Annotated in this window: 17 protein-coding genes; 15 read left to right on the top strand and 2 right to left on the bottom strand. The window is 60.9% G+C overall.

What is annotated here, in order from left to right:
• From VFV96_10240 to VFV96_10215, 6 genes are all read left to right on the top strand, one after another.
• On the top strand, positions 1–2,241 hold a 2,241-nt coding region (locus VFV96_10240), incomplete at its 5' end, for an RICIN domain-containing protein (GenBank protein HEU5070773.1).
• A 3-nt stretch (positions 2,242–2,244) separates the two neighbouring features.
• Positions 2,245–5,832 (top strand): alpha-L-arabinofuranosidase C-terminal domain-containing protein, encoded by a 3,588-nt coding sequence (locus tag VFV96_10235; protein HEU5070772.1) that lies wholly within the window; start codon positions 2,245–2,247, stop codon positions 5,830–5,832.
• A 502-nt stretch (positions 5,833–6,334) separates the two neighbouring features.
• On the top strand, positions 6,335–6,622 hold the full coding sequence (locus VFV96_10230) for a hypothetical protein (GenBank protein ID HEU5070771.1): 288 nt from the start codon (positions 6,335–6,337) through the stop codon (positions 6,620–6,622).
• Between the two features lie 512 nt (positions 6,623–7,134).
• On the top strand, positions 7,135–8,523 hold the full coding sequence (locus VFV96_10225; protein HEU5070770.1) for a TolC family protein: 1,389 nt from the start codon (positions 7,135–7,137) through the stop codon (positions 8,521–8,523).
• 4 nt (positions 8,524–8,527) lie between these two features.
• The gene (locus tag VFV96_10220) at positions 8,528–10,291 is read left to right on the top strand and encodes an efflux RND transporter periplasmic adaptor subunit (GenBank protein ID HEU5070769.1); all 1,764 of its coding nucleotides are present in this window, start codon (positions 8,528–8,530) and stop codon (positions 10,289–10,291) included.
• 38 nt (positions 10,292–10,329) lie between these two features.
• On the top strand, positions 10,330–13,584 hold the full coding sequence (locus VFV96_10215; protein HEU5070768.1) for an efflux RND transporter permease subunit: 3,255 nt from the start codon (positions 10,330–10,332) through the stop codon (positions 13,582–13,584).
• Positions 13,585–13,625: 41 nt separating this feature from the next.
• Here the strand turns inward: VFV96_10215 and VFV96_10210 are convergent, their stop codons facing one another.
• Together VFV96_10210 and VFV96_10205 are read right to left on the bottom strand one after the other, a co-directional pair.
• Positions 13,626–15,161, bottom strand: coding sequence for a pitrilysin family protein (locus tag VFV96_10210; protein ID HEU5070767.1), 1,536 nt, complete (start codon positions 15,159–15,161; stop codon positions 13,626–13,628).
• A complete protein-coding gene (locus VFV96_10205; GenBank protein HEU5070766.1) occupies positions 15,158–16,732 on the bottom strand; it encodes a pitrilysin family protein in 1,575 nt (524 codons plus the stop codon). Before VFV96_10205 ends, VFV96_10210 begins: the two co-directional genes overlap by 4 nt.
• Before the next feature lie 133 nt (positions 16,733–16,865).
• On the opposite strand from VFV96_10205, the gene VFV96_10200 reads away from it, so the two are divergent.
• The 9 genes from VFV96_10200 to VFV96_10160 all read left to right on the top strand — a co-directional run bounded on the left by VFV96_10200 (position 16,866) and on the right by VFV96_10160 (position 24,869).
• Complete coding sequence (locus tag VFV96_10200; protein HEU5070765.1) at positions 16,866–17,684, top strand: FecR domain-containing protein; 819 nt, start codon at positions 16,866–16,868, stop codon at positions 17,682–17,684.
• A gap of 69 nt (positions 17,685–17,753) precedes the next feature.
• Entirely contained in the window at positions 17,754–20,015 is a 2,262-nt protein-coding gene (locus VFV96_10195) for an adenylate/guanylate cyclase domain-containing protein (GenBank protein HEU5070764.1), read from the top strand.
• Between the two features lie 55 nt (positions 20,016–20,070).
• Positions 20,071–20,559, top strand: coding sequence for a pantetheine-phosphate adenylyltransferase (gene coaD, locus VFV96_10190; protein ID HEU5070763.1), 489 nt, complete (start codon positions 20,071–20,073; stop codon positions 20,557–20,559).
• Positions 20,560–20,565: 6 nt separating this feature from the next.
• Entirely contained in the window at positions 20,566–21,051 is a 486-nt protein-coding gene (locus VFV96_10185; GenBank protein ID HEU5070762.1) for a YceD family protein, read from the top strand.
• A gap of 12 nt (positions 21,052–21,063) precedes the next feature.
• The gene (rpmF, locus tag VFV96_10180; protein HEU5070761.1) at positions 21,064–21,252 is read left to right on the top strand and encodes a 50S ribosomal protein L32; all 189 of its coding nucleotides are present in this window, start codon (positions 21,064–21,066) and stop codon (positions 21,250–21,252) included.
• Positions 21,253–21,301: 49 nt separating this feature from the next.
• Positions 21,302–22,339, top strand: a complete 1,038-nt coding sequence (plsX, locus tag VFV96_10175; protein HEU5070760.1) for a phosphate acyltransferase PlsX — start codon at positions 21,302–21,304, stop codon at positions 22,337–22,339.
• Positions 22,336–23,373, top strand: a complete 1,038-nt coding sequence (locus VFV96_10170; GenBank protein ID HEU5070759.1) for a beta-ketoacyl-ACP synthase III — start codon at positions 22,336–22,338, stop codon at positions 23,371–23,373. The genes plsX and VFV96_10170 overlap by 4 nt, the downstream gene beginning before the upstream one ends.
• Positions 23,374–23,420: 47 nt before the next feature.
• Complete coding sequence (locus tag VFV96_10165; GenBank protein HEU5070758.1) at positions 23,421–23,753, top strand: PilZ domain-containing protein; 333 nt, start codon at positions 23,421–23,423, stop codon at positions 23,751–23,753.
• 27 nt (positions 23,754–23,780) lie between these two features.
• The gene (locus tag VFV96_10160) at positions 23,781–24,869 is read left to right on the top strand and encodes a PilT/PilU family type 4a pilus ATPase (GenBank protein HEU5070757.1); all 1,089 of its coding nucleotides are present in this window, start codon (positions 23,781–23,783) and stop codon (positions 24,867–24,869) included.

Raw genomic sequence — 24,869 nt, 5'->3', positions numbered from 1 at the left:
TACCGGGCGGAACGTCAGGCCAGCCAGCAGAAGTTTTACGACACCACCGGCCTTCTGGTCACCAATTCCATCATCGTCACCAACAACATCCGCATCAGCGGCGGCAACACGCTCAACACGGATGCGGCAAATTTCTGGTATAACTTTCTTAAGCCAAGATTGGATGAAGGCAACACGCACCAGCTCGCGGGAAATTTCGACAACTTCGCCAGTTTCTTTCAAAACGTCTCGACCAGCGGCGATCATGCCACCGATGACGAGATGCACAATGTGATGGAGGCCATGGTCGGGGTGGAATACGGCTTGAACACCGGCATCTGGTGGGGCGCGGCGGAGCGGGCGCGCGGCGAATTCGTCAAGGCCAGCAGCGGGAAACGGCTCGCTTATGCGGAACACCGTGACAATTGGACGGCGGCTTCCGTTTATCGGGGCACCAACGGCGCGGTGCAGGCATTTGTCGGCGAATCGGAGCGCCAGGCGTTGCCGACCACTTACCGTTTTTTCTCCAAAGATCGTGATGTGTTTTACGACGGCGACGGGCCGAGGCGTGATTATACGGTGACGACGACAGGAGATGGCACCTACGGATCGGCTGCGCACCGCAACGCGGAGAAAGTGGTGAACATCACCTGGGGTGCGGATGTGCCGCCGCTGATCAATGGCCGTTATCTCATCGTCAATCGCAACAGTGGAAAAGTGCTCCAAGTGCCGAACAGCAGCCTGGCCAACGGCGTGCAACTCACCCAAAGCACCTACACCAACGGACTCAATCAGCAATGGGACGTCAATCCGTTGCCGAACACGTTTGGCGGCGACTACAGCTATTACACCATTACGGCGGCGCACAGTGGCGTGACCGTGGATGTGCAGGGTGGCTCGTATGCCAATGGGGCAACGATTCAACAATGGAGCGGCGGAACAAACATTTTTGAACAGTGGATCTTGCAATACACTACCAACGGCTGGTTCAAGATCCGCACCCGCTGGTGCAACAAGGTCATGGCCGTCAACGGCGCGTCCACGGCCAATGGGGCGACGATTTTACAATGGGACGACAACGGCACGCTCGACCATGAATGGCGGTTCATTCCGACCAATGCCGCCGTGGAATTCGTGGCTCCGCCGCCGCCGACCGGCGTGAGCGCCGTGGCGAACGCGCGCTCGGTGCAATTGAACTGGACCGCGAGCAGTGCGCCTGACTTCGCCGGTTACACCGTGCTGCGCAGCACCAATTCCAGCGGGCCTTACGAAATTTGCGCGCGGGGGCTGACGACCAATTCGTTCACCGACAAATTTGCGAATGAACCGAAGAATTATTACTACGTCGTCAAGGCGGTGGACCGCTCGTTGAACGCCTCCGCGAACTCGGCGCAAGTGATCGCGCAGCCGACTGGCGGCAACGCGCTGATCGCGAAATACTCGTTCGATGGAAACCTGGCCGACAGCTCCCGCAACGCCAATCACCCCATCGTCACCAATGGCACGCCTGCTTACGGCGCCGGCAAATTTGGTTCCGCTGCGGCCTTTGACGGTTCCAGCCAGAGCTTCATGTTGCCCGCAAACTTGATGAGTGGCGTGACGAATTTCACCGTCGCCGCGTGGGTTTATTGGAACGGCGGCAACGCGTGGCAACGCATCTTTGATTTCGGCAACGGCACCATGCAATACCTGTTCCTCACGCCCAGCAGCGGCAGTGGCACGTTGCGTTTTGCCATCACAACGAACAGTTCCGGCGGCGAGCAGATCGTCGAAACCGCGCCGCTGGCCACCGGCGGCTGGCAGCATGTGGCCGTGACGTGCAACGGCAGCACGATGAAGCTCTATCTCAACGGCCAGCCCGTGGCGACGAACAAAGCCGTGACCATTACGCCCGCAAGCTTCGATCCCGCGCTGAATTATCTCGGCAAAAGCCAGTGGCCCGACCCGCCGTTCAACGGCCAACTCGACGAACTGCACCTCTTCAACTACGCCCTGAGCGACGCCGAGATCACGCGGCTGAAAAACAACCAAGCCCCTCCACCTGCCGAGCCAACAACCCTGTTGACCTCCATCAACGGGGACCTGCTGAATTGCTCGTGGCCGGCGAATTATGTGGGCTGCAAACTTCAGATGCAGACCAACACCCTGACCACGGGCCTCGGCACCGACTGGGTGGACGTGGCGGGGTCGGAGAACACCAACCAAGTGAGCCTGCCCGTAAACGCCGCCGGCAGCGTTTTCTTTCGCCTGATATATCCTTAATCCATGAAACACTCGAAATTGCACCTTGGTATTCTGGGGCTGGCCGGTTTGCTCGCGGTGCACGCCCGCGGACAAGATGGTTCCGCCACGGTCACCGTCCAGGTGGACCAGCCCGGCGCGGTGGCCAGTTCCAACCTGTTCGGCATCTTCTTCGAGGAAATCAATTACGCGGGCGATGGCGGGCTTTACGGCGAGCTTGTGCGCAACCGCTCCTTCGCCAGTTCGGGCAACCCGGATTTCTGGTCGTTCGTGACCCAGGGCACGGCCACCGGCCAGATGAGCGTGGATACTTCGCTGCCGCTCAACCCGAACAACCTCCGCTCGCTAAGCCTGACCCTGCTGTCCGGGGTGGGCAGCGTGGGCGCGGCCAATTCCGGTTACTGGGGCATCGCGCTGCAAGCGGGCGCCACGTATGACCTGGGATTCTATGCGCGCGCTGCGGGCGGCTTTTCCGGCTCTGTCACTGTTCGGCTGGAAAGTGCGGACGGCAGCCAGACCTATGCGCAGGCTTCGTTTGGTGGCCTGACCACAAACTGGCAGCACTTTACGGCGGCCCTTGTGGCCAACAGCACGGATGCCAGCGCCCGTCTGGTGGCGCGCATCGCGAGCGCCGGCACCATCTGGCTGGATGAAGTGTCGCTCTTTCCCCGCGCAACCTTCGCCGGCCGGACCAATGGTTTCCGGTTGGATCTGGCCAGCAAGCTCGCCGACTTGCAGCCTTCGTTCTTGCGCTATCCGGGCGGCAACTTCATTGAGAGTTTCAACGTCACCAACGCCGTGCGGTGGAAGAAAACCATCGGCGATCCGGCCACGCGGCCCGGACATCTGAACGACTCGTGGGGTTACTGGTCCACCGATGGCTACGGCCTCGACGAGTTTTTCCGCCAGTGCGAGGACATGGGGATGGAGCCGCTCTACGGGATCAATGCCGGACTGATGTTGAATTACAATGGCAGCACGAACAACACGGTGCCGCTCGATCAAATGGGGCCGTGGGTGCAGGACGCGCTGGACCTGATCGAATACGCCAACGGCGACACGAACACGACGTGGGGCGCATTGCGCGCCGCCAACGGTCATCCCGCGCCCTACCATTTGAAGTATCTCGAAATCGGCAACGAGAACGGCGGTTCCTACTACAACGAGCGCTACACGTTGTTTTACGACGCCATCAAGGCGAAATATCCCGAGGTGCGGTTGATTTCGCCCGTGTGGGGCGCAACGCCGTGGAGCCGGCCCGTGGAAATTCGCGATGAACATTACTATTCGAGTCCGGCAACATTCATCTCCTACGCGACGAAATACGACAACTACAGCCGCAGCGGACCGAAGGTGTTTGTTGGCGAATACGCCGTGACTTCGGGTTACGGCGCCTATGGCAATCTCGCGGCCGCGCTCGGCGAGGCCGCGTTCATGACCGGCATGGAGCGGAATTCCGACGTGGTCGAGCTCGCGTCCTACGCGCCGTTGTTTGCGAACGTGAACGGCATCCAGTGGCATCCTGATTTGATTTACTACGACAGCTCCCGCTGTTTCGGCACGCCGTCGTATTATGTGCAGCAGTTGTTCAGCCGCAATCGCGGGCAGGCCGTGCTGCCCATCAGCGTGGTGGCGCCCAACAGCACCACCAATCCGGCGCCGCGGGGCGCCATCGGGGTCGGCTCCTGGAGCACCTCCGTGCAATACACCAACCTTGTGGTCACCAGCAACGGCGTTACGCTTTACCAGAGCGACTTCGTGAATCAGGGCACCAACGGCTGGCGCGTTTACAACGGCAACTGGAGCACGAGTGGTGGCGTCTATCAGCAGACCTCGGCGGCCACGACCGATTGCCGTTCCACCACGGGCGACACCAACTGGGCGAATTACACCATCACGCTCCAGGCCCGCAAGGTCGGCGGCAGCGAAGGCTTTCTCATCCTGTTCAACTGGCTCGATGACAACAACTGGACCTGGCTCAACATTGGCGGCTGGGGCAACACGCTCGATGGCATCGAGCAAAATGTGAACGGCGCCAAGACGACCCTCGGAACGCGCAACGCCGACAGCATCGTGACCGGACAATGGTATGACATCACGATTGTGCTGAGCGGGCCGCGCATTCAGTGTTACTTGAATGGCACGCTCATTCAGGACGTGACGTATCCGGCGACGACGACGGCGGGACTGTATGCGTCGTCAGTGTTCGACCAGGCGAGCGGACAGGTGGTGGTCAAGGCGGTGAATCCCTACGGCCAGCCGCTGCCGACGACGTTTCAGTTGACCGGCGTGACCGCGGTGCAGACCAATGCCACGTTGATTCAACTGACCTCCGGCAGTGCCGCGGACGAAAATTCACTGGCGCAGCCGGTCAAGGTATTTCCGGCCACGAACGTGATCGACCACGCGGGCACGAATTTCACCCTCACGTTGCCGGCCAATTCGCTTTCGGTGCTGCGGCTGACCCCAGACGGCATCAGCAATTACACCAGCCTGCTGCTGCAAGTGCCGTCGCCGATTACGAACGGGCAGAAATATGCCGCCACCGTTTGGGGCCGCAAGGCGGGCGAATGGGTGAACCTCACCACGAACGCCAACCACGCCATCACCTATCAGTCGCTCAATCCCAACGTGGCCACGGTGGACATTTATGGCGACGTCGCCGGGGTGGCGAAGGGCACGACGGACATCGTGGCGGGCTATGCGAGCCTCGGGCTGACGGCCACGCAAACCGTGCAGGTCGTTTACCTCCCGCCGGTGTTGGCGCATCGCTACAGCTTCAGCGAATCCTCGGGCACGAATGTCGCCGATTCCGTCGGCGGATCGGCTTGGAACGGCACTTTGCCCAACGGCGGCACATTTGGCGGCGGTCAGCTGGCGCTGGCGGCTGGCAGCCAGCAATACGTGAACCTTCCGTCGGGGATTTTGAGCAATTACGCGGCGGTTACCATCGATGCATGGGCCACGTTTGGCACGCTGCCCAACGCGTGCTTCTTCTTCGGTTTCGGCGACCAGAACGGCAGCGAGGGCGTCGATTACATTTTTTGCCAGCCCAAGGACGGGCGCATCGCGATTACGGGCACCAATTATTCGGGCGAACAGGGGACCGGCGGCGGCGGCAACTGGAGCGGACAAACGGTGCATGTGACGACGGTGTTCGATCCACCCGCAGGCTACATGGCGCTTTACACGAACGGCGTGCTCGTCTCGCAGAACAACAACGTGACCGTGCCGTTGAGCGCGGTGAACGACGTCTTTAACTATCTCGCCCGTTCGCTTTACGCGAATGATGCCTACCTGGACGTCAGCCTCGACGAATTCCGCATTTTCAACGGCGCATTGACACCGAAGGAAATCATGGCGGCGCAGGTGGTCGGACCGGATCAACTGTTGAGCGCGGCCAATCCGGTGCTGTCGGCCGGCTTGGTGGGGGGCGGGGTCCAGTTGTCCTGGCCCGTGGAGGCTGCCAGTTTTCATCTGGAATCACGCACGAACTTCGCCGCCGATGCGTGGTCGCCCGCCGCGGGTTCCCCCCAGCTCGTCGGCGACCGGTGGGAAATGACGATTTCGCCCACGGACGGCGCCCGGTTCTTCCGCTTGACGTATCCCTGAGGCCGTCGACGTCGCGTCGAGCCGGAAGGCTTGGCGGCGATTGTGCGCGCTGGGCGGAAGGCAACACCGAAACCATGCGCAGATGAGTGTGGGTTTTTACGATTGTCCGCCAATTCCCCGGTTTTCCGCGCCGTTGCCCGGCGTTCGTGGGCTGGCACACCGCTTGCATAAGGCTGGGCGTGCTTTGTTACATCGCCTCAACCTGTGCCGTTCGCGAGTGGCAATCACTTGCCGAAGGATTCATTCCCGCCGCCTAGGCTGTTTCAGCCGCTTCACCCATTCATCCGCTTCAAAACTCCTTCACCCCGCATTTGCGGGGCTTTCTTCCTTGGAGGGTGTAGTCGTATCCTGTTGAATTGCTGATGCTTGAAATGTCCTTTCGGGACGGGGCGGCCGGCGGGCAAAGTTTTTTGTGGGATTTGTCCGGCAACGGTGTAAGTGAAGGAAGAAGCGTTCGTGTGAACGCAGCCAGTTGTCTGGAAACAATCCAAACGAAGTATCCATGAATAAACTCAACAAGTTGATCTGTCTGGGCGCTGCGGCGCTGTTTTTGTCGGCCCTCGCGACAAATGTTATGGCCGAAGGCAAGGCCGACGCGAAAGCCAAGCCGGCTTATCCGCTGACAACCTGCGTGGTTTCGGGCGAGAAGCTGGACGACATGGGCAAGCCCTATGTGTTCGATTACAAGGGGCACGAAGTCCGCCTGTGCTGCAAAAAGTGCCTGAAGAAATTCGACAAGGATCCTGAGGCTTACTTAAAGAAGATCGAAGCCGCCAACGTGAAGAAGTAAGTCCTCCCTGAATGGTCGTGAAACGACTGGCCGCCATTCTTTTCAGCCTGCTGCTCATCGTGGCGCAATCGACGGCGATTGCCACTCCGGTGAGCAGCAGGCCTTGCGCGCCCAAGGCCAGTTGCTGTGGCGAAGACTGCCAATGTCATGTTGATCAGCCTGACGGCGGCTCTGCGGCGCCGGTCGAATCCACGGCTCTCCCGAGTTCCACTCATCAATTCGTCCTCGTTCCCGTCGCGGCCGGGCAGATGACGCCCGCCGCTGCCGCGAACTTGCCCTCATCCTCCTTGGCCGGCTCCCCCCGGCCGGCGACGCTTCAGCCCCTCTTCCGGCTGAATTGTGCGCTGCTGATCTGAGCTTCCCGCCGGCTACGCCCGTAGTGTGCCCGGTTCTCGTGCGCCGTGGCCACCGCGTTGCGAGGCAACGCGCCAAGTTACGAATTCATTTCGAATGGTGGCAGGCGGCGTCAGTGAAGTTTGCGGGTTCATGACCCGCAGCGGTTGGAGAAGCAAATGAACGCAGAAAAAAGAACAAGGTCAGGCCGGCGGTTGGTGTTCGCCGGGGTGGTGCCCGCGCTGTTGGCGTTGCTCGCCGGCTGCAAGGGCATTCCGACCGCCGGTGAACGCCTGGCCAGGGCGGAATTGCAATCGGTCGGGGAAAGCTTGCGCCCCGGCGGCGCAGTCGTTCTGCCCGAGTTGAGCACCAACGCGCCGTTCACGAATTTCCTGACCTACGCGATGCTCAACCAGCCCAAGGTGGTGGCGGCCTACCATGATTGGGCCGCTTCGGTGCAGCGCATCACCATCGAGCGGTCGCTGCCGGATCCGAAGCTCACCTTCGAATCCGACATCGCCGACGTGGTCATGACCGTGATGCCCGGGCTGATGCAGGAATTTCCCGGCCCGGGCAAACTCAAGGCCGCGGCCAACCTCGCCACGGCGGAGAGCCGGACGAAATATTTCGCGTTCGAGGATGCCGTGCTGCAAACCGCCTTCGCGCTCAAGCAGTCGTATTACCAGCTTTGGTCGCTCGACGAAAAGGTGCGCATCAACCGGCAGATGCTGGGCCTGCTTCAGGAACTGGAGCAAATCGCCCGCGCACAGAATGAGGTCGGCAAGGTGACCTTGCAGGATGTGTATCGCGCGCAGATTGAGCGGGAACAACTCACAACCGAGATCGCCAATCTTGAGGATTCGCGCGGTCCGGTGCTGGCCCGGTTCAAGGGCGCGCTGGGTTTGACGCCCGCCCAGCCCGATCCACCGCTGCCCGCGCCGTTTGCCACCACGCCGCTCACGTTGAACGGTGACGAACTGCTCGCCACGGCGTTTGCGCGCAACCCGCGGCTGGCCGCCATGCGGGCCGATGTCCAGATGGCCGAGGCCGCGATCGCCATGGCGCGCAAGTCCAAGGTGCCAGACTTCAGCCTCGGCCTGATGGCCGATGCCAAGGCAAGCCCGACGATGTATCGCCCGCAGGCCAGCATGACGCTGCCCATCTGGCGCGACAAAATTGCCGCCGAAATTGCCGCGGCCCAGGCGAACCAGCGTGCCGCCGCCGCGCGCCTGAACGCGGAGCAAATCATGGTGGCCGTGGACTTCGCGATGAAGGCTTACGACTACCGCGAGGCGACGCGCACGCTGACGTTGCTGGAGGAACAACTGATTCCCAAGGCCGCCCAATCGCTCGAAATTGCGCGGGCGGGCTATCTCGGCGGGCAGATTGATTTTTTCAACCTGCTCGACGCCGAGCGGGCGTTGCTGAACTTCCAGCTTGCCGCCGTGGAGGCGCGCACGCGCCGCGAAATTGCGCTGGCGGACATTTCGTTGTCCATTGCCGGGTTGCCGCCCGAAGGGGCTCCGCTGCTGCCCGCCGCCGATTCGTCCCATTCTCACGTCCACTGATGCCATGAAATCGCTCAAACTGTTCGCCTTTGTTCTATTGCTCGCCGCCGTTGGGGTTGGTGCTTACTTCCTCGGAAAATCCGCCGGACGCACCACCCATGCCGTCGCCGCGGAGAAAACCCTCTACACCTGCGGCATGCATCCGCAAGTGATTCAAGATCACCCGGGCAATTGTCCGATTTGCGGCATGAAGCTGACGCCGATGCGCAAGACGCCGGGCAAAGGCGCGACGGCGGAAGCGTATTCGACCATCGCGATTGATCCGGTCACGATCCAAAACATGGGCCTGCGCACGGCCGTCGTGACCGCCGGTCCGCTGCGTCGCGTGGTGCGCACGGTCGCGACGATTGACTACGACGAAACCGCGCTGGCCGATGTGACGACCAAGTTCAAGGGCTGGGTGGAGAAGCTTTACGTGGATGCCGTCGGCGCGCAGGTGCATCGTGGCGATCCGCTGTTCGCGGTGTATTCGCCGGAGCTTTACACCGCGCAGACCGAATACCTCCTCGCCCTGCAGGCGGCGCCCGGCCCCGGTGGCGATGCGTTGCGTGAGACGGCGCGGACAAAGCTCAAGTTCTACGATGTTTCCGACGCCCAAATCGCCGAACTGGAGAAAACGCGCGTTGCGCAAAAGACCCTGACGGTCCAGGCGCCGATGGATGGCTTCGTCACCGAGAAAATGGTGGTCGAAGGCCAGATGGTCGATGCCGGAATGAAGCTGTATCGCCTGGCGAATCTCGGCATCGTCTGGGTGCAGGCGCAAATCTACGAGCAGGATTTGCCGTTCGTCCGGCTCGGCCAGGAGGCGTCGGTTTCGCTGTCGTATCTGCCCGACCGCAAATTTCGCGGCCGCGTGACCTACCTTTACCCGACGATTGATGTGATGACGCGCACGGCCCGCGTGCGGATGGAATTTCACAACCCGGGTTATTTTCTGAAGCCGGGCATGTTCGCCTCGGTGGAACTGGTGGCGGAGCTCGCGCCGTCGGCCGTGCTCGTGCCGGACATGGCGGTGCTGCGCAGCGGCGAGCGGAACACGGTCTTTATTGCGCTGCCCGGTGGGAAATTTGAGCCGCGCAACGTCATGCTGGGCGCGCGTGGCGAACATGACCTGATCCAGGTTTTGAGCGGGTTGCATGCCGGCGAACGCATCGTGACGTCGGGCCAGTTCCTGCTCGATTCGGAAAGCCAGTTGCGGGAGGCGATGCAGAAAATGCAGGAACCGAATGCGCCCGCTGCCGAAGCGGCCCATCCGGCGACGCAAACCACGAACACGTCCGCTGGCGAACCGGAGACGGGAATGGGCCAGGCGGCGGCCGCGGTGATTTACATCTGCCCGATGCCCGAGCACGTGGCGATTGAATACGAGCATCCGGGGAAATGCCCGTTGTGCGGCATGACGCTCGTGCCGGTTTCGGCGGATCTCCTGAAAAAAATCCAGCCCGGCGGCGCCATCGAGTATTACACCTGCCCGATGCCCGAGCATGCCAATGTGCATGAAGGCAAGCCGGGCAAATGCCCGCTTTGCGGCATGACGTTGATTCCGGTCATGGCAAAGCCGTCACCACGCGAAACGTCACTGCAGTCCTCTCCGCAGAAGGAAACGCCGTTGCCAACGCTTTACACCTGTCCGATGGCGGCGCACGCGGATGTGGTTTCGGACAAGCCCGGTTTCTGCCCGAAATGCGAGATGGAGCTGGTGCCGACGTCCACCGTGCCCCATGGCAAAATCGCCGAAGACCACTGGCGGAAGGAGCATCAACCCTGATCACGCGGACGACGCGCTCGAACCAACCTGAACGAACCATGCTCACGCGCCTCATTGATTTTTCGCTGAAGAACAAGTTCCTCGTGCTCGTGGCCACGCTGGGCCTCGTGCTGGGCGGCATTTATGCCGTCCGGCACACGCCGGTGGACGCCATCCCGGATCTGTCCGACGTGCAGGTCATCATTTACACCGAGTGGGACGGTCAGGCGCCCAGCATTGTGCAGGACCAGGTCACGTATCCAATCACGACGAAGATGCTGTCGGTGCCCTACGCCAAGGTGGTGCGCGGGTATTCGTTCTACGGCTACTCGTTTGTTTACGTGATTTTTGAGGACGGCACGGACCCGTATTGGGCGCGCAGCCGCGTGCTCGAATACCTCAATGGCCTCAGCGGCCAGTTGCCCAAAGGGGTCACGCCCACGCTCGGGCCGGACGCCACCGGGGTGGGCTGGGCGTTCATGTATTCGTTGGAATCGGACCAGCGTGATCTTCAGGAGCTGCGTTCGCTGCAAGACTGGCATTTGAAATATCAACTCACGGCCGTGGACGGCGTTTCGGAAGTCGCGTCCGTCGGCGGCTTCGTGAAGCAATATCAAGTGACCGTGGACCCGGTGAAACTGCGGGCCTACAACCTGCCGCTGGCCATGGTGGAAATGGCCATCAAACGCAGCACCGGCGAAGCCGGCGGACGGGCGCTCGAATTGTCCGAGAAGGAATTCATCCTGCGCGTCAAAGGCTACCTGAGCAACCTCGATCAGTTGCGCCAGACGGCCGTGGGGGTGGGGTCGAATGGCGTGCCGATTTTGCTGCGCGATGTGGCCACCGTGCAGTTTGGGCCTGACATGCGGCGCGGCATCGCCGAACGCAACGGCGAAGGCGAAACCGTCGGGGGCATTGTCGTGGTCCGCTACGGCGCGAATGCGCGCCAGGTCATCACCGACATCAAACATGCGCTGGCCGAAGCCCTGAAGGCATATCCTGACGTGAAAGTCCACGTGGCTTACGACCGCACCGCGCTGATTGACCGTGCGGTCCGGATGCTCGAAGAAAAGCTGATCGAGGAAAGCATCGTGGTGGCCCTGGTGTGCCTGCTGTTCCTGCTGCATTTCCGCAGCGCACTGGTGGCGATTCTGATTTTGCCCACAGCGGTGTTGATGTCGTTCCTGATCATGAAAGGGCAGGGCCTCAGTTCCAACATCATGTCGCTGGGCGGCATAGCCATCGCGATTGGGGCCATGGTGGACGCCGCGATCATCATGATCGAGAACGCCCACAAGCACCTCGAACATGACGGCGGCCGGAAACCGCACTGGCAGATCATCCGCGACGCCGCGGTCGAAGTCGGCCCGACGTTGTTCTACTCACTGCTGGTCATCACGGTCAGCTTCCTGCCGGTGTTCACCTTGCAGGAGCAGGAGGGGCGGATGTTCAAGCCGCTGGCGTTTACGAAGACCTATTCAATGGCGGCGGCGGCGCTGCTGTCGGTCACGCTTGCACCAATCCTGATGGGCTTTTTCATCCGTGGCAAAATTCCGCCGGAGGAAAAGAACCCCGTCAACCGTGTGCTCATCCGATTGTATCATCCGCTGCTGGACTGGGTGATCCGCTGGCGTTGGCCTGTGGTGGTGGGGGCGGCGTTGATTGTAATTCAGGTTTTCTTCCCGTGGAACAAGCTGGTGGTGGATTCACTGCCGGAAGGTTCGACGAAGGAACTCGCCCGCAAGGTCGGCACCGCCTTTCCCTATCAGAACATCGGGTCCGAATTCATGCCGCCGCTTTACGAGGGCGACCTGCTTTACATGCCCACGACTTTTCCGGGCGTTTCCACGACCAAAGCACGGGAGCTGCTGCAGCAGACGGACAAGCTCATCAAGAGCTTTCCGGAAGTGAAAAATGTTTTTGGCAAAATCGGCCGCGCCGAGACGGCGACCGACCCCGCGCCGATGGACATGATCGAAACGACCATCATGCTCAAGCCGGAGGCGGACTGGCCTGCCGTGGACATCAAGGATGCGGAAGGCCGTGTCATTGCGCACCGCCGCCGCACACCGGATGAATTGGTGGATGCGTTGAACGACGCGGTGCAATTCCCCGGCCTGGCCAACGCCTGGACAATGCCGATCAAGACGCGCATCGACATGTTGTCCACCGGCATCAAGACGCCCGTGGGCATCAAGGTGGCGGGACAGGACCTGGCCGAACTGGAACGCATCGCCACGCAGATCGAGGCGGTGATTCGCACCGTTCCGGGCACTGCCAGCGCCTACGCCGAACGCGTGATGGGCGGCACCTACATTGAGTTCGAAATCAACCGCGAGGCCATCGCGCGTTACGGACTGACGGTGGGCGATGTGCAGGACGTGCTGGCGGTGGCGCTGGGCGGCATGCCCATTGCAACGACGGTGGAAGGTTTGGAGCGCTACACCATCAACCTCCGCTACGATCGCGATTTCCGATCCAATCTTGACGCGCTCAAGCACGACATCGTGATTCCGACGCCTTCCGGCGCGCAGGTGCCGCTGGGTGAGTTGGCGGATTTGCGGATTGTCAGCGCCCCCATGGCCATCAAGAGCGAAGCCGCCGTGCCGAATGCGTGGATCTACGTGGACATCCGCGACGTGGATGTGGGCACCTATGTAGCGAACGCCAAACGCGTGATTGATGAGGCGATTGCCCGGGGCGCGATCCAGTTGCCGACGGGCTACAACGTGTTCTGGAGCGGTCAGTATGAATACATGCTCCGCGCCAAAGAGCGCCTCTCCGTCGTCGTGCCGCTGACGTTGCTCATCATCGTGCTCATCATCTACCTCAACACCAAGTCGCCGGTCAAAACCGCCATCGTGCTGCTCGCCGTGCCGTTTTCGCTCGTGGGCGCGTTCTGGATGATCCACCTGTGCGGCTACAACCTGAGCGTGGCCGTGTGGGTCGGCCTGATTGCGCTGGCCGGGCTGGATGCCGAAACGGGCGTGGTGATGTTGCTCTATCTGGACCTCGCTTTCGAAGAATGGCAAAAGCGGGGGCTGCTCACGAACCTGGCAGGTTTACGTGACGCCATCTACCACGGCGCCGTGAAACGTGTCCGCCCGAAGGCCATGACCGCCGCGGTGATCATTGCGGGCCTGCTGCCGATCCTTTGGAGCCACGGCACCGGCGCCGACGTGATGAAGCGCATTGCCACCCCGATGGTCGGCGGTGTGGTCACCTCGACTCTAATGGAACTGATGGTGTATCCCGCCATCTTCTACCTGTGGCGGAAGCACACGCTGCGCAAGGAAGGCGCATTGGCCAGCTGACGTTTCGCCCTTTGAGACGTTGCGGAAAAGCCGGGCCGCAATTATTTCGCCGGCAGCGTGATCGGCTTGGGCGCCGTCAATGGCTCCAGCGTGAGCGGGTCGCGCAAAGGCCAGTCAATGAGTTTGCCGCCATCGAAGTCTTGCAGCCGTGCGGGATGATCCGGATGGCCCAGAAGAATTTCATCCCGTTGCCCGACGATAAGAATGACGGCCCGGTCCGGCTTGAGCAGGCGTTTTGCGGTCCGTTCGATGCCCGCCTTGGTGACGGCGCGGACTTGGTTGCGGTAGTCCTTCCAGTAGTTCGGGTCTTTGGCGTAACGGCCGGTGAATTCGTCCTGGGCAAACGTGCCGGCAATCTGGCCCTTGGTTGCAAACACACGCGGGAAGCGGTCGATCATGCCGTTGATGCTCGTGTTGATTTCGGTGTCGGATACCGGCGTTTCTGCCATGCGTTTCATTTCCTCGAACACGATGGAAATGGCGTAAGGCACCGTGCGGGATTTGGTCTGGAACGAGGCCGAAAACGGCGGCGCGTAGTAAACTCCGCCGGGCAGGCTGGACCCCGCGGCATAGGCGAGCCCCTCGTCGGAGCGGACGCGGTTGACAATGCGCGAGGTAAAGCCGCCGCCGCCGAGAATGTCATTCATGATGGCGGCCGCAAAATAATCTGGATCGTCACGCATGATGCCCGGCAACAGGATGGAAACGCGGCCCTGATTGACGTCCTTGTTGACGAGGTAAACGGCGGGTGTGGCCATGTGCGTGTCGGTCGGGATGGGCGGCGGGGTTTCGCCCTTGAACGGCCAGCCGGCGAACAGTTTCTCCAGCCGCGCGATCATTGCGTCGCGGTCAAAATCACCGTTCACCGCGATGACGAAGTTTCCGGGCACGAACCACCGGTGGTGGAATGCCTGCAGGTCAGCGCGGGTGATGGCTTCAACGGATTTGGCGGTGGGCGCGCCGTTCGCCCAGAATTTTTCGCCGTAAGCGAGGTAGCCGTCCTCGCGCGCCTCGATGTCCGCGGAATCGTCGTTGCGTTCCTTCATCGACTGCAGCATCTGTTGTTTGCGCAGCGCCAGCTTGTCTTCCTGGAAACGCGGTTCCGTCAGGACTTCGCGGAGGATTTGGAAGCCTTCATCGGCGTCCTTGGACAGCAGGTTCAAGGAAATGGAACCCTGCGTGTCACCCACGCCGGAACCGAGGTTGGCGGCGAGAAAAGCAAGGCGTTCCTCCAAATCTTCCGCGGTGCGATTCTGGGTTCCGCCGTGCGTCAGCAGGTAACCGGTCAGGCCGGCCACGCCTTCCTTGCCCGCCGGTTCGAGGTAATCACCGGCATGAACGAGAATGGAAATGTTGATCAGCGGACGTTCGCGATCCGGAACGACGTAGGCCACGGGGCCGGACTTCAGTTGCACGCGGAACTGCGCCGGGTCGGGCGGCTGGTAATCCAGGGTCGGAAAGGTCAGTTTTTCCGGCCGATTGGGGATCGGGGGGGCGGCGGGATTTTCCTTGGCAAACGCGGTGAAACCCAGCAGGGCAAATCCACACAGGGCGGAGAGAAAATGGCGGGTGATCATTGGGCGGAGGCGTTGGAGGCTTTGCGAGTGTAAGTGGCAACCGCGCGGTTTTCCCGCGTCAGGTAAGTGCTGGCCACGCGTTTCACGTCGTCGGCGGTGACGGCCTGAATTTTTTTGTTGGCGTTGTTGAACTCGTGCCAGTCGCCGAGGCCGTCGTTGAAGATGAGCTGAAACAGGATGGCCTGGTTGGAGGCCAGTTTGCGATATTCGGCGGCGGCGAAGTTGTTTTTGACCTTTTGCAGTTCTTCCGCGGGCACGTCTTCCCGCTTGAGCTTGTCGATTTCGGCGTAAATGCCCTGTTCCACCTCCGCGGGGGTGTGGCCTTCCCGGGCCTCCCCGCCGGCGGCAAAGTAGCCCGCCAGTTTCATCGAGTTCTGGTCCGCGTAAGCATCCGTGGCGACCTGGCTGCCGAGCACCAGACCTTTGTAAAGCCGGCCCGTGCGGGTGGAAAGAAGCTGGCCGAGGATTTCGAGCGCGTAGGAATCGCGATGGGCAAACGGCACGGTGTGCCACTGGATTTCAACCTGGGGATTTACCTCCGCCGCGGCGTTCAGGCGTTTCTCGGCGAGTTGCTTGGGCTCCAGCGTGACGAGATCGGGCGGGTTCTTTGCGCCGTGGGGAATGCGGCCAAAATAACGCTCCGCCAGCGCGACCGCTTCGTCGGTTTTGAAATCGCCGACCAGGATCAGCGTGATGTTTTGTGGGCAGTAATAGGTGGCGTAAAAGTCGTCGGCTTCGGGTTTTGAAATCGACGCGACATCCGAGGGCCATCCGATGACCGGCCAGTGGTAGGGCAGCGCATCCCAAAAGATGGCGTTGAATGTTTCTTCAAATTTGCCCAACGGGGTCGATTCCGTGCGCATGCGGCGCTCTTCGTAAACGACGTCGCGTTCGGCGTAAAACTCGCGAAACACTGGATGCAACTGGCGTTCGGACTCCATCCACATCCACAATTCGAGCTTGTTGGCGGGGACGTTGATGAAATAGGCCGTCATGTCCTGCATGGTGAATGCGTTCATGCCGGAACCGCCCGCCGACCGGTAAATGCGGTCAAATTCGTTTTTCACGAGCAGTTGCCGCTGTTCCTGGACCAGGGCGTTGAACTTCGTTTCGAGTTCTTTGTAGCGCTCGGTTTTGTTCTCCGGCTTGGTGATGTCGTCGATGTCGCCGCGCCGGTAGGCGGCCCGCATTTTTGCATCCTCTTCGCGCATCTGGTCGCGGATGCGCTCCTGTTCCGCCATGATTTCCAAATCGCGCTTGGGATCCTTGGTGCCGATGGTCGGCGTGCCCTTGAACATCATGTGCTCGAACAAGTGGGCGATGCCCGTGATGCCGGGGCGCTCGTTGGCGCTTCCGACGTGGGCAACCCAGCCGCCGGCGACGCTCGGGTCGTCGTGCCGTTCCAGCAGCAACATGTGCATGCCGTTGGGGAGGACGTGTTCCGTGACAGGAACCTCGTTTGCCTCAATGGATAACGTTAATGCGATGGTTAGAAACGCCAGACTGCCGATCAACCCACGAGGGGCAGTGGGCGCCCGAAAGAGGCGACGTGGGCCGTGGGAAAGTTTCATGATTTGGTCAGACCAGAATAGATGGTTGGCATTCAACGACAACCCCCAAAAAAGTTCAGGAATATTCAATTGACAACCTTGAGGTGCGGTTTAGAGTGGCGGCAAAGCTAAATCAGCGAGGATAGGTGCCATCATGAGAATCATTACCAGCATTTCCAAGTATCTGCTACTGACAGGCATTGCGTGCGCCATGGTTGTTACGGTGAACGCGCAACAGATGACCCAGGCCAGCGCCAAGGTGGTGCGCATCAAAGGCGCTGCGCGCTATGCGAACGCCAACAATGTTTGGCAGCCGCTCAAAGTGGGTGATGTGTTGCAGGCCGGCAGCATTGTGCAGACGGCGGAAGGTTCCCGGGTGGACTTGGTGCTGGGCGTCAAGAATACCGGTGGCGGTTCAGCCATCGGTGGTGGCGGCGCGGGCAGCGGTGCCGGAATGAGCCACCAATCCAAAGTGGATCAGGATTTCGTCCGCATCACCGAGAATGCCACGATGGGCATCGACAAGCTGCTGGTGGCGGACACTGGGACGGACAAGATTTCTGAAACCCAGCTCGACCTGCGGAAGGGCCGCATTTTCGGCACTGTCAAGAAACTCAGCGCGGGTTCCAAATACGAAATCAAGATCCCGAACGGTGTGGCGGGCATTCGGGGCACGGTTTACACCATCAGCGCCGACGGCATCTTGAGCGTTCTTTCGGGCACCGTGGTGATTGCCTACGTGGACGCTTCGGGCAACACACTGACGCAGGCGGTTGCTGCCGGGCAGCAGTTTGACATTTCCACCGGAAAGATCACCACGCTCTCTGATCCCGAGAAGCAGGGCCTGCAAAACGCGTTGAATGCGTCGCGGACGGGTTTGCCTCCCGGGCTCCAGCACTTCCCCGAGGATCACACCAATCATTACATTTCGCCTACCCAAGGCCACCCCGGCTTTCAAGTAGTGCCAAATTAGGGGTGCGTAATTTGACTTCCCAGCCAGGGCAGCCTTGAGTTGCTCTGGCTTTTTTGTTTCCTTGCGCGAGTGAATTTCTGGCCGCCCAAGCGCATCCCGCTTCTCATCACAGCGGCCGTCATCGGTTTCCTCCTGCTGCTCCGGATTCTCAACCCCGACCTGATCGATCGGATGGAGCGCGTCACCTACGATTGGCGGGTCCGCTCGGCCCTGCGCTTCCGGCCACCAACCGCCGACAATCTGGGTTTTGTATTCATTGATGAGGCCAGCATTCAGGCCGTTCACGACGGCGCGTTCGGCTATCACTATGGTCTCTATTGGCCGCGACAAGTTTACGGGCGGGTGGTGCAGGAACTCGCGCGGCAGGGCGCCAAAACGGTCGCCTTCGACGTGGTGTTTGGCGAACTTCGGCCAGACCATCCTTTTGTGCAGCCGCCCGGCCGGGAGATGATGGAGTCCGACGATTTTCTGGCGGACCAGATGCGGCAGGCGGGCAACATCATTCTTGCGGTCACGCCCGAACTGGAGGTGCCCGATCTTTTTCGCACGAATGCGGCAGCAGTCGGCGACATTTCCACGGAAAAAGATTCCGACGGCATTTTGCGCCGGGTGCGTGCGTTCCGCACGTATCGCCACTGGCACCCGTTGTTTTTGAAAGTCCAGGCTGATGCGGAAATGGGAGTGGACCTGCGGCAGGCGAAGGTTGAACAGGATAGAATCATTCTGCCCCGGGCAAATGGCGATTCGATTGTCGTCCCGCTGGATGCCGATGGGGATTTTCAGCTCGCAGATTTCGTCGGGGAAAATCTGCCGCCTGGCTGGCCCGCCCGCGCCCAGCCGTTTTGGGATGAGCGGGTGTGGCACATGGGCATTGTGATCGCCGCGCAGGCACTGAAACTTGATTTGAATCATGCCGCAGTGGACCTGCCAGACGGACGGATCGTCCTCCGCGGCGCGGGCGGCGTTGAACGCGTGTTGCCGGTGGACCAGCAGGGCTTTCTCTGGATCGACTGGACCATCCCGCCCAACGATCCGCAGTTGTTTCGCCAGCCGATCAGCGCGCTGCTCGCGGAGAGCCGCGACCAATGGGGGGGCAGGAGCACCGCGGTGCCGGATGACTGGCGCGGCAAAATTGCCATCATCGGCTCCGCTGTGGCAGGGGGCAATGACTTGACGGATCATGGCGCGACGCCGTTACGGGCGGACACGCTGCTCGTCAGCAAGCACTGGAACGTGGCGAATTCCATCATTACGAACCGCTTTATTCACCGGTTGAGCGGGGGCGGGGAATTGTGCCTGATCGGGCTGTTGGGCGTGCTTGCGGGCTTTCTGGCCGCACGGTTGCGGACGGTTCCGGCTGCGCTGAGTGTGGCCTTGTTGCTGATGGTGTTCATCGCGGTGGCGGTGGCGGTTTACATTGCGTGGCGGATCTGGCTCCCCGTGTTGCTGCCGGCGGCAGCCCTCCTGGCGACATGGGCATGTTTGACGGCGTGGCGCGCGGTCTTTGAGCAATCCGAGCGGCGTCGGGTGAAATCCGTGTTCTCGCGGATCGTGTCACCGAATGTGGTGCATGAGCTTCTGGAAGCGAAGCAATTGTCGCTGGGTGGGGCACGGCGTGAAGTCACCGTCTTTTTTGCCGACGTGCGCGGGTTTACCGAGTTTACCGACGTCAGTCAGGAGGCGGCCGAAGCTTATGTGCGGGACCACGGGCTAACGGGTCCCGAGGCGTCCGCCCATATCGATGCTCAGGCGCGGGAGGCATTGAACACGGTCAATTTGTATCTCGCGCGGGTGGCCGATACGGTGAAGCAACATGACGGCACGCTCGACAAGTATATCGGCGATTGTGTGATGGCCTTTTGGGGGGCGCCCACGCCCAACAATCACCATGCGGTGACATGCGTGCGGGCGGCGATTGATGCGCAGCGCGCCATCCACGAGTTGAATGCAGCGCGCGCCGCCGAAAACCAGCGGATTGAAGCCGCGAATCGACAACGAGAACCGGAGGGCAGGCCTCGCCTTCCTCTGCTGCCGCTCCTGTCCTTGGGGACCGGCATCAACACCGGCCTGGCGGCGGTCGGGTTGATGGGGTCGGACGCGCACATCCTCAACTACACGGTTTTTGGCCGGGATGTTAATCTGGCCAGCCGCCTGGAAGCGGTGTCCGGCCGCGGCCGAATCATCATCAGTGAAGCCACCTTTCTGCATTTGCAGCGCGATGAACCTGCGCTCGCGGCGACGTGCCTTCCGCTTTCGGCCGTGGAGGTCAAAGGCATTCGCAACGCCGTCCGCATTTACGAGGTGCCGTGGCAACCGACACCGTCCGCCTGAGGTCGCGGTGTTTTTTCGTGCTCGTCTTGCGTCATCCATCAACTACCTTGGCGACATGCGCATTGCCATTTGTCCCGGCAGTTTTGACCCGCTGACAAACGGCCATCTGGACGTCATTCAGCGCGCGACCAAGTTGTTCGACCGCGTGATCGTGGCGGTGGCTCACAACGAGGCGAAGCAGCCGCTCTTCAGTCTTCAGGAACGCATGCAGCTCACGCGCGAGTCGGTTCAGCACCTGCCAACGGTGGAGGTGGATTCATTTGACCGGTTGTTGGTGGATTTTGTGGAACAGCGCGGCGCCCAGGCCATTGTCCGCGGGTTGCGGGCGGTGTCTGATTTCGAGTTTGAATTTCAGCTGGCCCTGATGAATCGCAACATGAACGAGCGGGTCGAAACCATCTTCATGATGCCCAAGGACACCTACACGTATTTGAGTTCACGGATGATCAAGGAAATCTGCCGGTTGGGAGGCGACGTGAGTGCCTTCGTGCCGGCCCACATCAAAGCTGCGCTTGAAGCCAAGTTCCAAACGTCGCATCGTTAGGTTGCCATGCCGTTACAGGTAAACATTCAACATTTGCTGCGCGACTCGCTGCACTTGGCGGGCGAGCTGCCGGTGGAGGAATTGGACCTTGGTTTGACCGACGAAATGGTTCAGGCCCGATCGCCGCTGGTTTATGATCTGGAGGCGGAGAAGCTTGAGCATGCGATTCTTGTGCAAGGGCATTTGAGCCTGCGCCTGGACTGCCAGTGCGTTCGCTGCCTGAAGAAGTTCGTTTTTCATCTGGAACTGCCCCATTGGGTCGCCCACCTGGCGTTGGAAGGCGAGGATGCCGTGCCGGTGGCGAATGACTTGGTGGACTTGACGCCTCCCATTCGCGAAGATATTCTCCTCGGGTTTCCGCAGCATCCGGCCTGCGAACCGGAGTGCAGCGGCTTGACGGGCGTCCCGCGCGGGAAGTCGAAAAAGTCAAATCGGGCGAAGGCGGGGCTTCCGTCATCGGCCCTGGCCGAGTTGAACAAATTAAAATTATAGGATTTAAGCAATATGGGTGTTCCGAAACGTAAACCGTCACACAGCCGTCAGCGCATGCGGCGGGCCTACAACAGCGTGCTCAAGCTTCCCGTTTTGGGCGTCTGCCCCCAATGCGCTGCGCCCTACATGCCGCACCGGGTTTGCCCGGCGTGCGGTTTTTACAAGGGCCGGCAGGTGGTGACCGTTACTGCGGGCGCCTGATTTCCGTTCGCGGGACGCGGAAAGCCGGGCTTTCCGCGTTCTTTCATTTATGCGACTGGCAGTGGATGTCATGGGCGGTGACCATGGTTGCGGGGTGGTCATAGATGGGTTGAGGCGGGCGTTTGAAGCCGATTTGGAAATCTCGGCAGTTCTTCTGGTTGGCAACGAACGGGACATTCAGACCGAACTTTCCCGTGCCGGATTGACCGACCGGCGTATTCAGATCATTCACACCACCGAAGTCCTGACCATGGACGACAACCCGCTCGAGGGAATCCGCAAAAAAAAGGATTCCTCGATGGTCCGGGCGATTGAATTGGTGCGCAATGACAAGGCCGATGCCGTCATTTCGCCGGGTAACACGGGCGCGCTCGTGGCCGGTTCAATGAAGCTTGGCCGGTTGCCCGGGGTGGAACGACCGGCCATCGCCTGTCGCATGCCGTCCCGCTCGCGCGACTTCGTTCTGCTCGATGCCGGCGCCAACGCCGTGGCGGAACCCACGCACCTCGCTCAATTTGCCGTCATGGGCAGCCTCTATGCCCGCGAAATCCTCGGTCATGAGCGGCCCCGGGTGGGCGTCCTCAGCAACGGCTCCGAGGAATCGAAGGGCAACGACCTGACCCGGGAAGCGGCGCGGCTTTGTGGGCTTCTGGATTTGAACTTCATTGGCTACGTGGAAGGCTTCGACCTGTTTGACGATGCGGTTGATGTGGTGGTGACGGATGGCTTTACGGGCAACGTCGTGTTGAAAACGGCGGAAAGCCTGAGTTCGACGATTGCCGGACTGTTGAAACAACAGTTGACCGCCACGCCCATGCGCAAGGTCGGGGCGGCCCTGGCCCGCGGTGCCTTCAAGGCGCTCAAGCAGCGGTTGGATCCGGAGGTTTATGGGGGCGCCGTGGTGCTCGGTCTGAACGGCGTGGTCATCAAAGCCCATGGCTCATCCCGCGCCCGCGCCATCGCCAACGCCCTGCGGGTCGCAGCGCAGGAAATCAAACACGACTTGAACAAGACCTTGGCGGCGCAAATCGCCCGCGCCGATGCCGCCCTGGCGGCGGCCACGCCGGCAACTTCTCCCACAGCATGAGTGCCACACCCACGACTTCCCTGAAAAATCCCCGGGCCAAGCACAACTTCGTCGGCCGCACTTGTTCGGTGACCGGCGTGGGCTCCTACGTGCCCGCGCGCGTGCTGTCGAACGCCGACCTGGAAAAGCTGGTGGAGACTTCGGACGAGTGGATCGTGACGCGCACCGGCATCCGTGAGCGCCGGCTTGCGGCCGAGGATGAATTCACGTCCGACATGGCTGCGCTGGCTGCGCACAAGGCCATGCAAATGGCAGGCGTGACGGCCGAGCAGATCGACTTGATCATTGTGGCGACCATCACGCCGGACATGCCGTTCCCGAACACGGCCTGTCTTGTGCAGCGCAAGCTCGGCGCGCGCCGGGCCGCGGCGTTCGATGTGGAAGCGGCCTGCTCGGGTTTTATTTACGCCCTCGAAATCGGCCAGCAATTCATCACCTCGCGCACCTACGACACGGTGCTTGTCATCGGTGCGGAGAAACTCTCCTCCATCGTGGACTGGACGGATCGCAACACATGCGTCCTTTTTGGCGACGGGGCGGGGGCGGCCATTTTGCAAAACCGACCGAATTCGCATGGCCTCTTGACGGCGGTCATGGGAGCGGACGGGAACAATGCGGATCTGCTCTACATGCCGGGTGGCGGCAGCCGTTGCCCGGCAACGCAGGATTCGGTTGCCGCGCGGCAGCACTACCTGCGCATGACCGGCAAGGAAACCTTCAAAAACGCCGTGCAGGCCATGTATGGGGCGGCCAAGGAGGCGATGAAACAGTGCGAACTGGATATTTCGCGCATCAAATGCATCATCCCGCATCAGGCCAACCGGCGCATCATTGACGCGGTCGGAGACCGCCTGGGGGCAAAGCCCGAGCAGTTGTTTGTGAATTTGGACCGCTATGGCAACACGTCGGCGGCTTCAGTGGCCATCGCGCTGGATGAGGCGGTGGCTTCCGGGCGCGTGGTGCGTGGTGACCTCATCATGATCGTCGCGTTTGGGGCGGGTTTGACGTGGGGCGCGGCGATCATTGAGTGGTGATTGCTAATTTGACGTAATCCAGCCTCGTGTTAACCTGATTCAAGCGTATGAGCGCCAGAAAAGCCACCACCACCAACAACAACTTCCTGCCGAGCAATGTCACCATCCACGGACGCGAGGCACACTTGACCCTGACGGAGGATTCCGTCGTCCTGCACCGCAGCGGCATTGAGTTCCGCAGTCCAACGCCTTTTGCGGCATGGACGGAAATGACCCTGACCCTGCGGGCCCGCGACAACGAGGTCGTCAACTGCAGCGGTGTGGTGATCAGTTGCTCGGGAAACAAGCATTCCGGCTACCACGTTTCCATGGTGTTCACCAGCCTCTCCAAGCAGGCGCAGGCCCGCTTGAGCGCGCTGGCGCAATCCCCGCTGGCGTGACCGCGACCCGGCCGCTAGACTGGCGGCATGGAACTGTTCCACAAGATTCTTACGGCCGGCGTTGACAGCCACGCGTCGGATGTTCATATCAAAGTCGGGGGGCCGGTCATTTATCGCATCAGCCGGGATCTTGTGGCCGCCGAGTGCCCTTATCCCACCGAGGAATGGATGAACAAGGTGGTGGAGAACATCACCCCGCAGCATCTCAAGCATCGCCTCGAGGAGGAACGGGAGGTGGATTTCTCCTACTTCCTGCCGGGTGTGGGTCGTTTCCGCACGAACCTTTTTCAGCAGCGGGGCCAGTTCTGTCTCGCCATGCGGCACGTCAAATCCACCGTGCCCGCCTTTCATGAACTCGGTCTGCCCGAAGTGCTGAAGGATATGGCCTCAACGCCGCGCGGCATCGTTCTGGTGGCCGGCGCCACCGGGTCCGGCAAATCCACGACGCTCGCGTGCATGCTTGAGCACATCAATGCCAACTTCAAAAAACACATCGTCACGATGGAGGATCCCATCGAGTTCGTGTTCGAGGACAACCAGTCGGTCATTGAGCAGCGGGAGGTCGGGCTGGATACGCTTTCCTTTCACCACGCGCTCAAACACGTGCTGCGGCAGGATCCGGACATCATCATGCTGGGCGAAATGCGCGATGCCGTCAGCTTCATGGCGGCCATGAGCGCGGCGGACACCGGCCATCTCGTGCTGTCCACGCTGCACACCACGACGGCGTCGCAGTCAGTGACGCGCATCATGGATTTCTTCAAGGCCGATGAACGTGAGCAGGTTCGCCGGCAGCTGGCGGGCTGCCTTCGCGCGGTCATCTGTCAACGCATGGCGCAGACCATCAACGGCCGCATGACGCCGGCCGTGGAAATCATGATCAACACGCCGACCGTCAAAAAGATGATCGAGGAAAACCGCCTCGACAAGCTGGCTGCCGCCATTGAAACCGGCACGGACGATGGCATGATCAACTTCAACCAGTCGTTGTTCAAACTCGTGCAGGAAGGCAAGGTTTCCAAGGAGGAAGCCCTGGCCAAGGCCACCAATCCGCAGGCGCTCGAGATGAACTTCAAGGGCATCTTCCTCTCCGAGGGCAAGCGCATTCTCGGCTAG

The organism is Verrucomicrobiia bacterium (assembly GCA_035765895.1).
Lineage (GTDB): Bacteria > Verrucomicrobiota > Verrucomicrobiia > Limisphaerales > DSYF01 > DSYF01.
The sequence above is the reverse complement of the archived record's forward strand: the minus strand, read 5'-3'. Positions and strand labels throughout refer to the sequence as shown.

What these genes read in the sequence shown, in the direction of transcription:
- VFV96_10165 (HEU5070758.1), top strand. Translation starts at nt 23,421, where the DNA reads ATGAGCGCCAGAAAAGCCACCACCACCAACAACAACTTCCTGCCGAGC.
- VFV96_10215 (HEU5070768.1), top strand. Translation starts at nt 10,330, where the DNA reads ATGCTCACGCGCCTCATTGATTTTTCGCTGAAGAACAAGTTCCTCGTG.
- VFV96_10230 (HEU5070771.1), top strand. Translation starts at nt 6,335, where the DNA reads ATGAATAAACTCAACAAGTTGATCTGTCTGGGCGCTGCGGCGCTGTTT.
- rpmF (HEU5070761.1), top strand. Translation starts at nt 21,064, where the DNA reads ATGGGTGTTCCGAAACGTAAACCGTCACACAGCCGTCAGCGCATGCGG.
- VFV96_10185 (HEU5070762.1), top strand. Translation starts at nt 20,566, where the DNA reads ATGCCGTTACAGGTAAACATTCAACATTTGCTGCGCGACTCGCTGCAC.
- coaD (HEU5070763.1), top strand. Translation starts at nt 20,071, where the DNA reads ATGCGCATTGCCATTTGTCCCGGCAGTTTTGACCCGCTGACAAACGGC.
- VFV96_10160 (HEU5070757.1), top strand. Translation starts at nt 23,781, where the DNA reads ATGGAACTGTTCCACAAGATTCTTACGGCCGGCGTTGACAGCCACGCG.
- plsX (HEU5070760.1), top strand. Translation starts at nt 21,302, where the DNA reads ATGCGACTGGCAGTGGATGTCATGGGCGGTGACCATGGTTGCGGGGTG.
- VFV96_10205 (HEU5070766.1), bottom strand. Translation starts at nt 16,732, where the DNA reads ATGAAACTTTCCCACGGCCCACGTCGCCTCTTTCGGGCGCCCACTGCC.
- VFV96_10225 (HEU5070770.1), top strand. Translation starts at nt 7,135, where the DNA reads ATGAACGCAGAAAAAAGAACAAGGTCAGGCCGGCGGTTGGTGTTCGCC.
- VFV96_10200 (HEU5070765.1), top strand. Translation starts at nt 16,866, where the DNA reads ATGAGAATCATTACCAGCATTTCCAAGTATCTGCTACTGACAGGCATT.
- VFV96_10210 (HEU5070767.1), bottom strand. Translation starts at nt 15,161, where the DNA reads ATGATCACCCGCCATTTTCTCTCCGCCCTGTGTGGATTTGCCCTGCTG.
- VFV96_10220 (HEU5070769.1), top strand. Translation starts at nt 8,528, where the DNA reads ATGAAATCGCTCAAACTGTTCGCCTTTGTTCTATTGCTCGCCGCCGTT.
- VFV96_10170 (HEU5070759.1), top strand. Translation starts at nt 22,336, where the DNA reads ATGAGTGCCACACCCACGACTTCCCTGAAAAATCCCCGGGCCAAGCAC.
- VFV96_10235 (HEU5070772.1), top strand. Translation starts at nt 2,245, where the DNA reads ATGAAACACTCGAAATTGCACCTTGGTATTCTGGGGCTGGCCGGTTTG.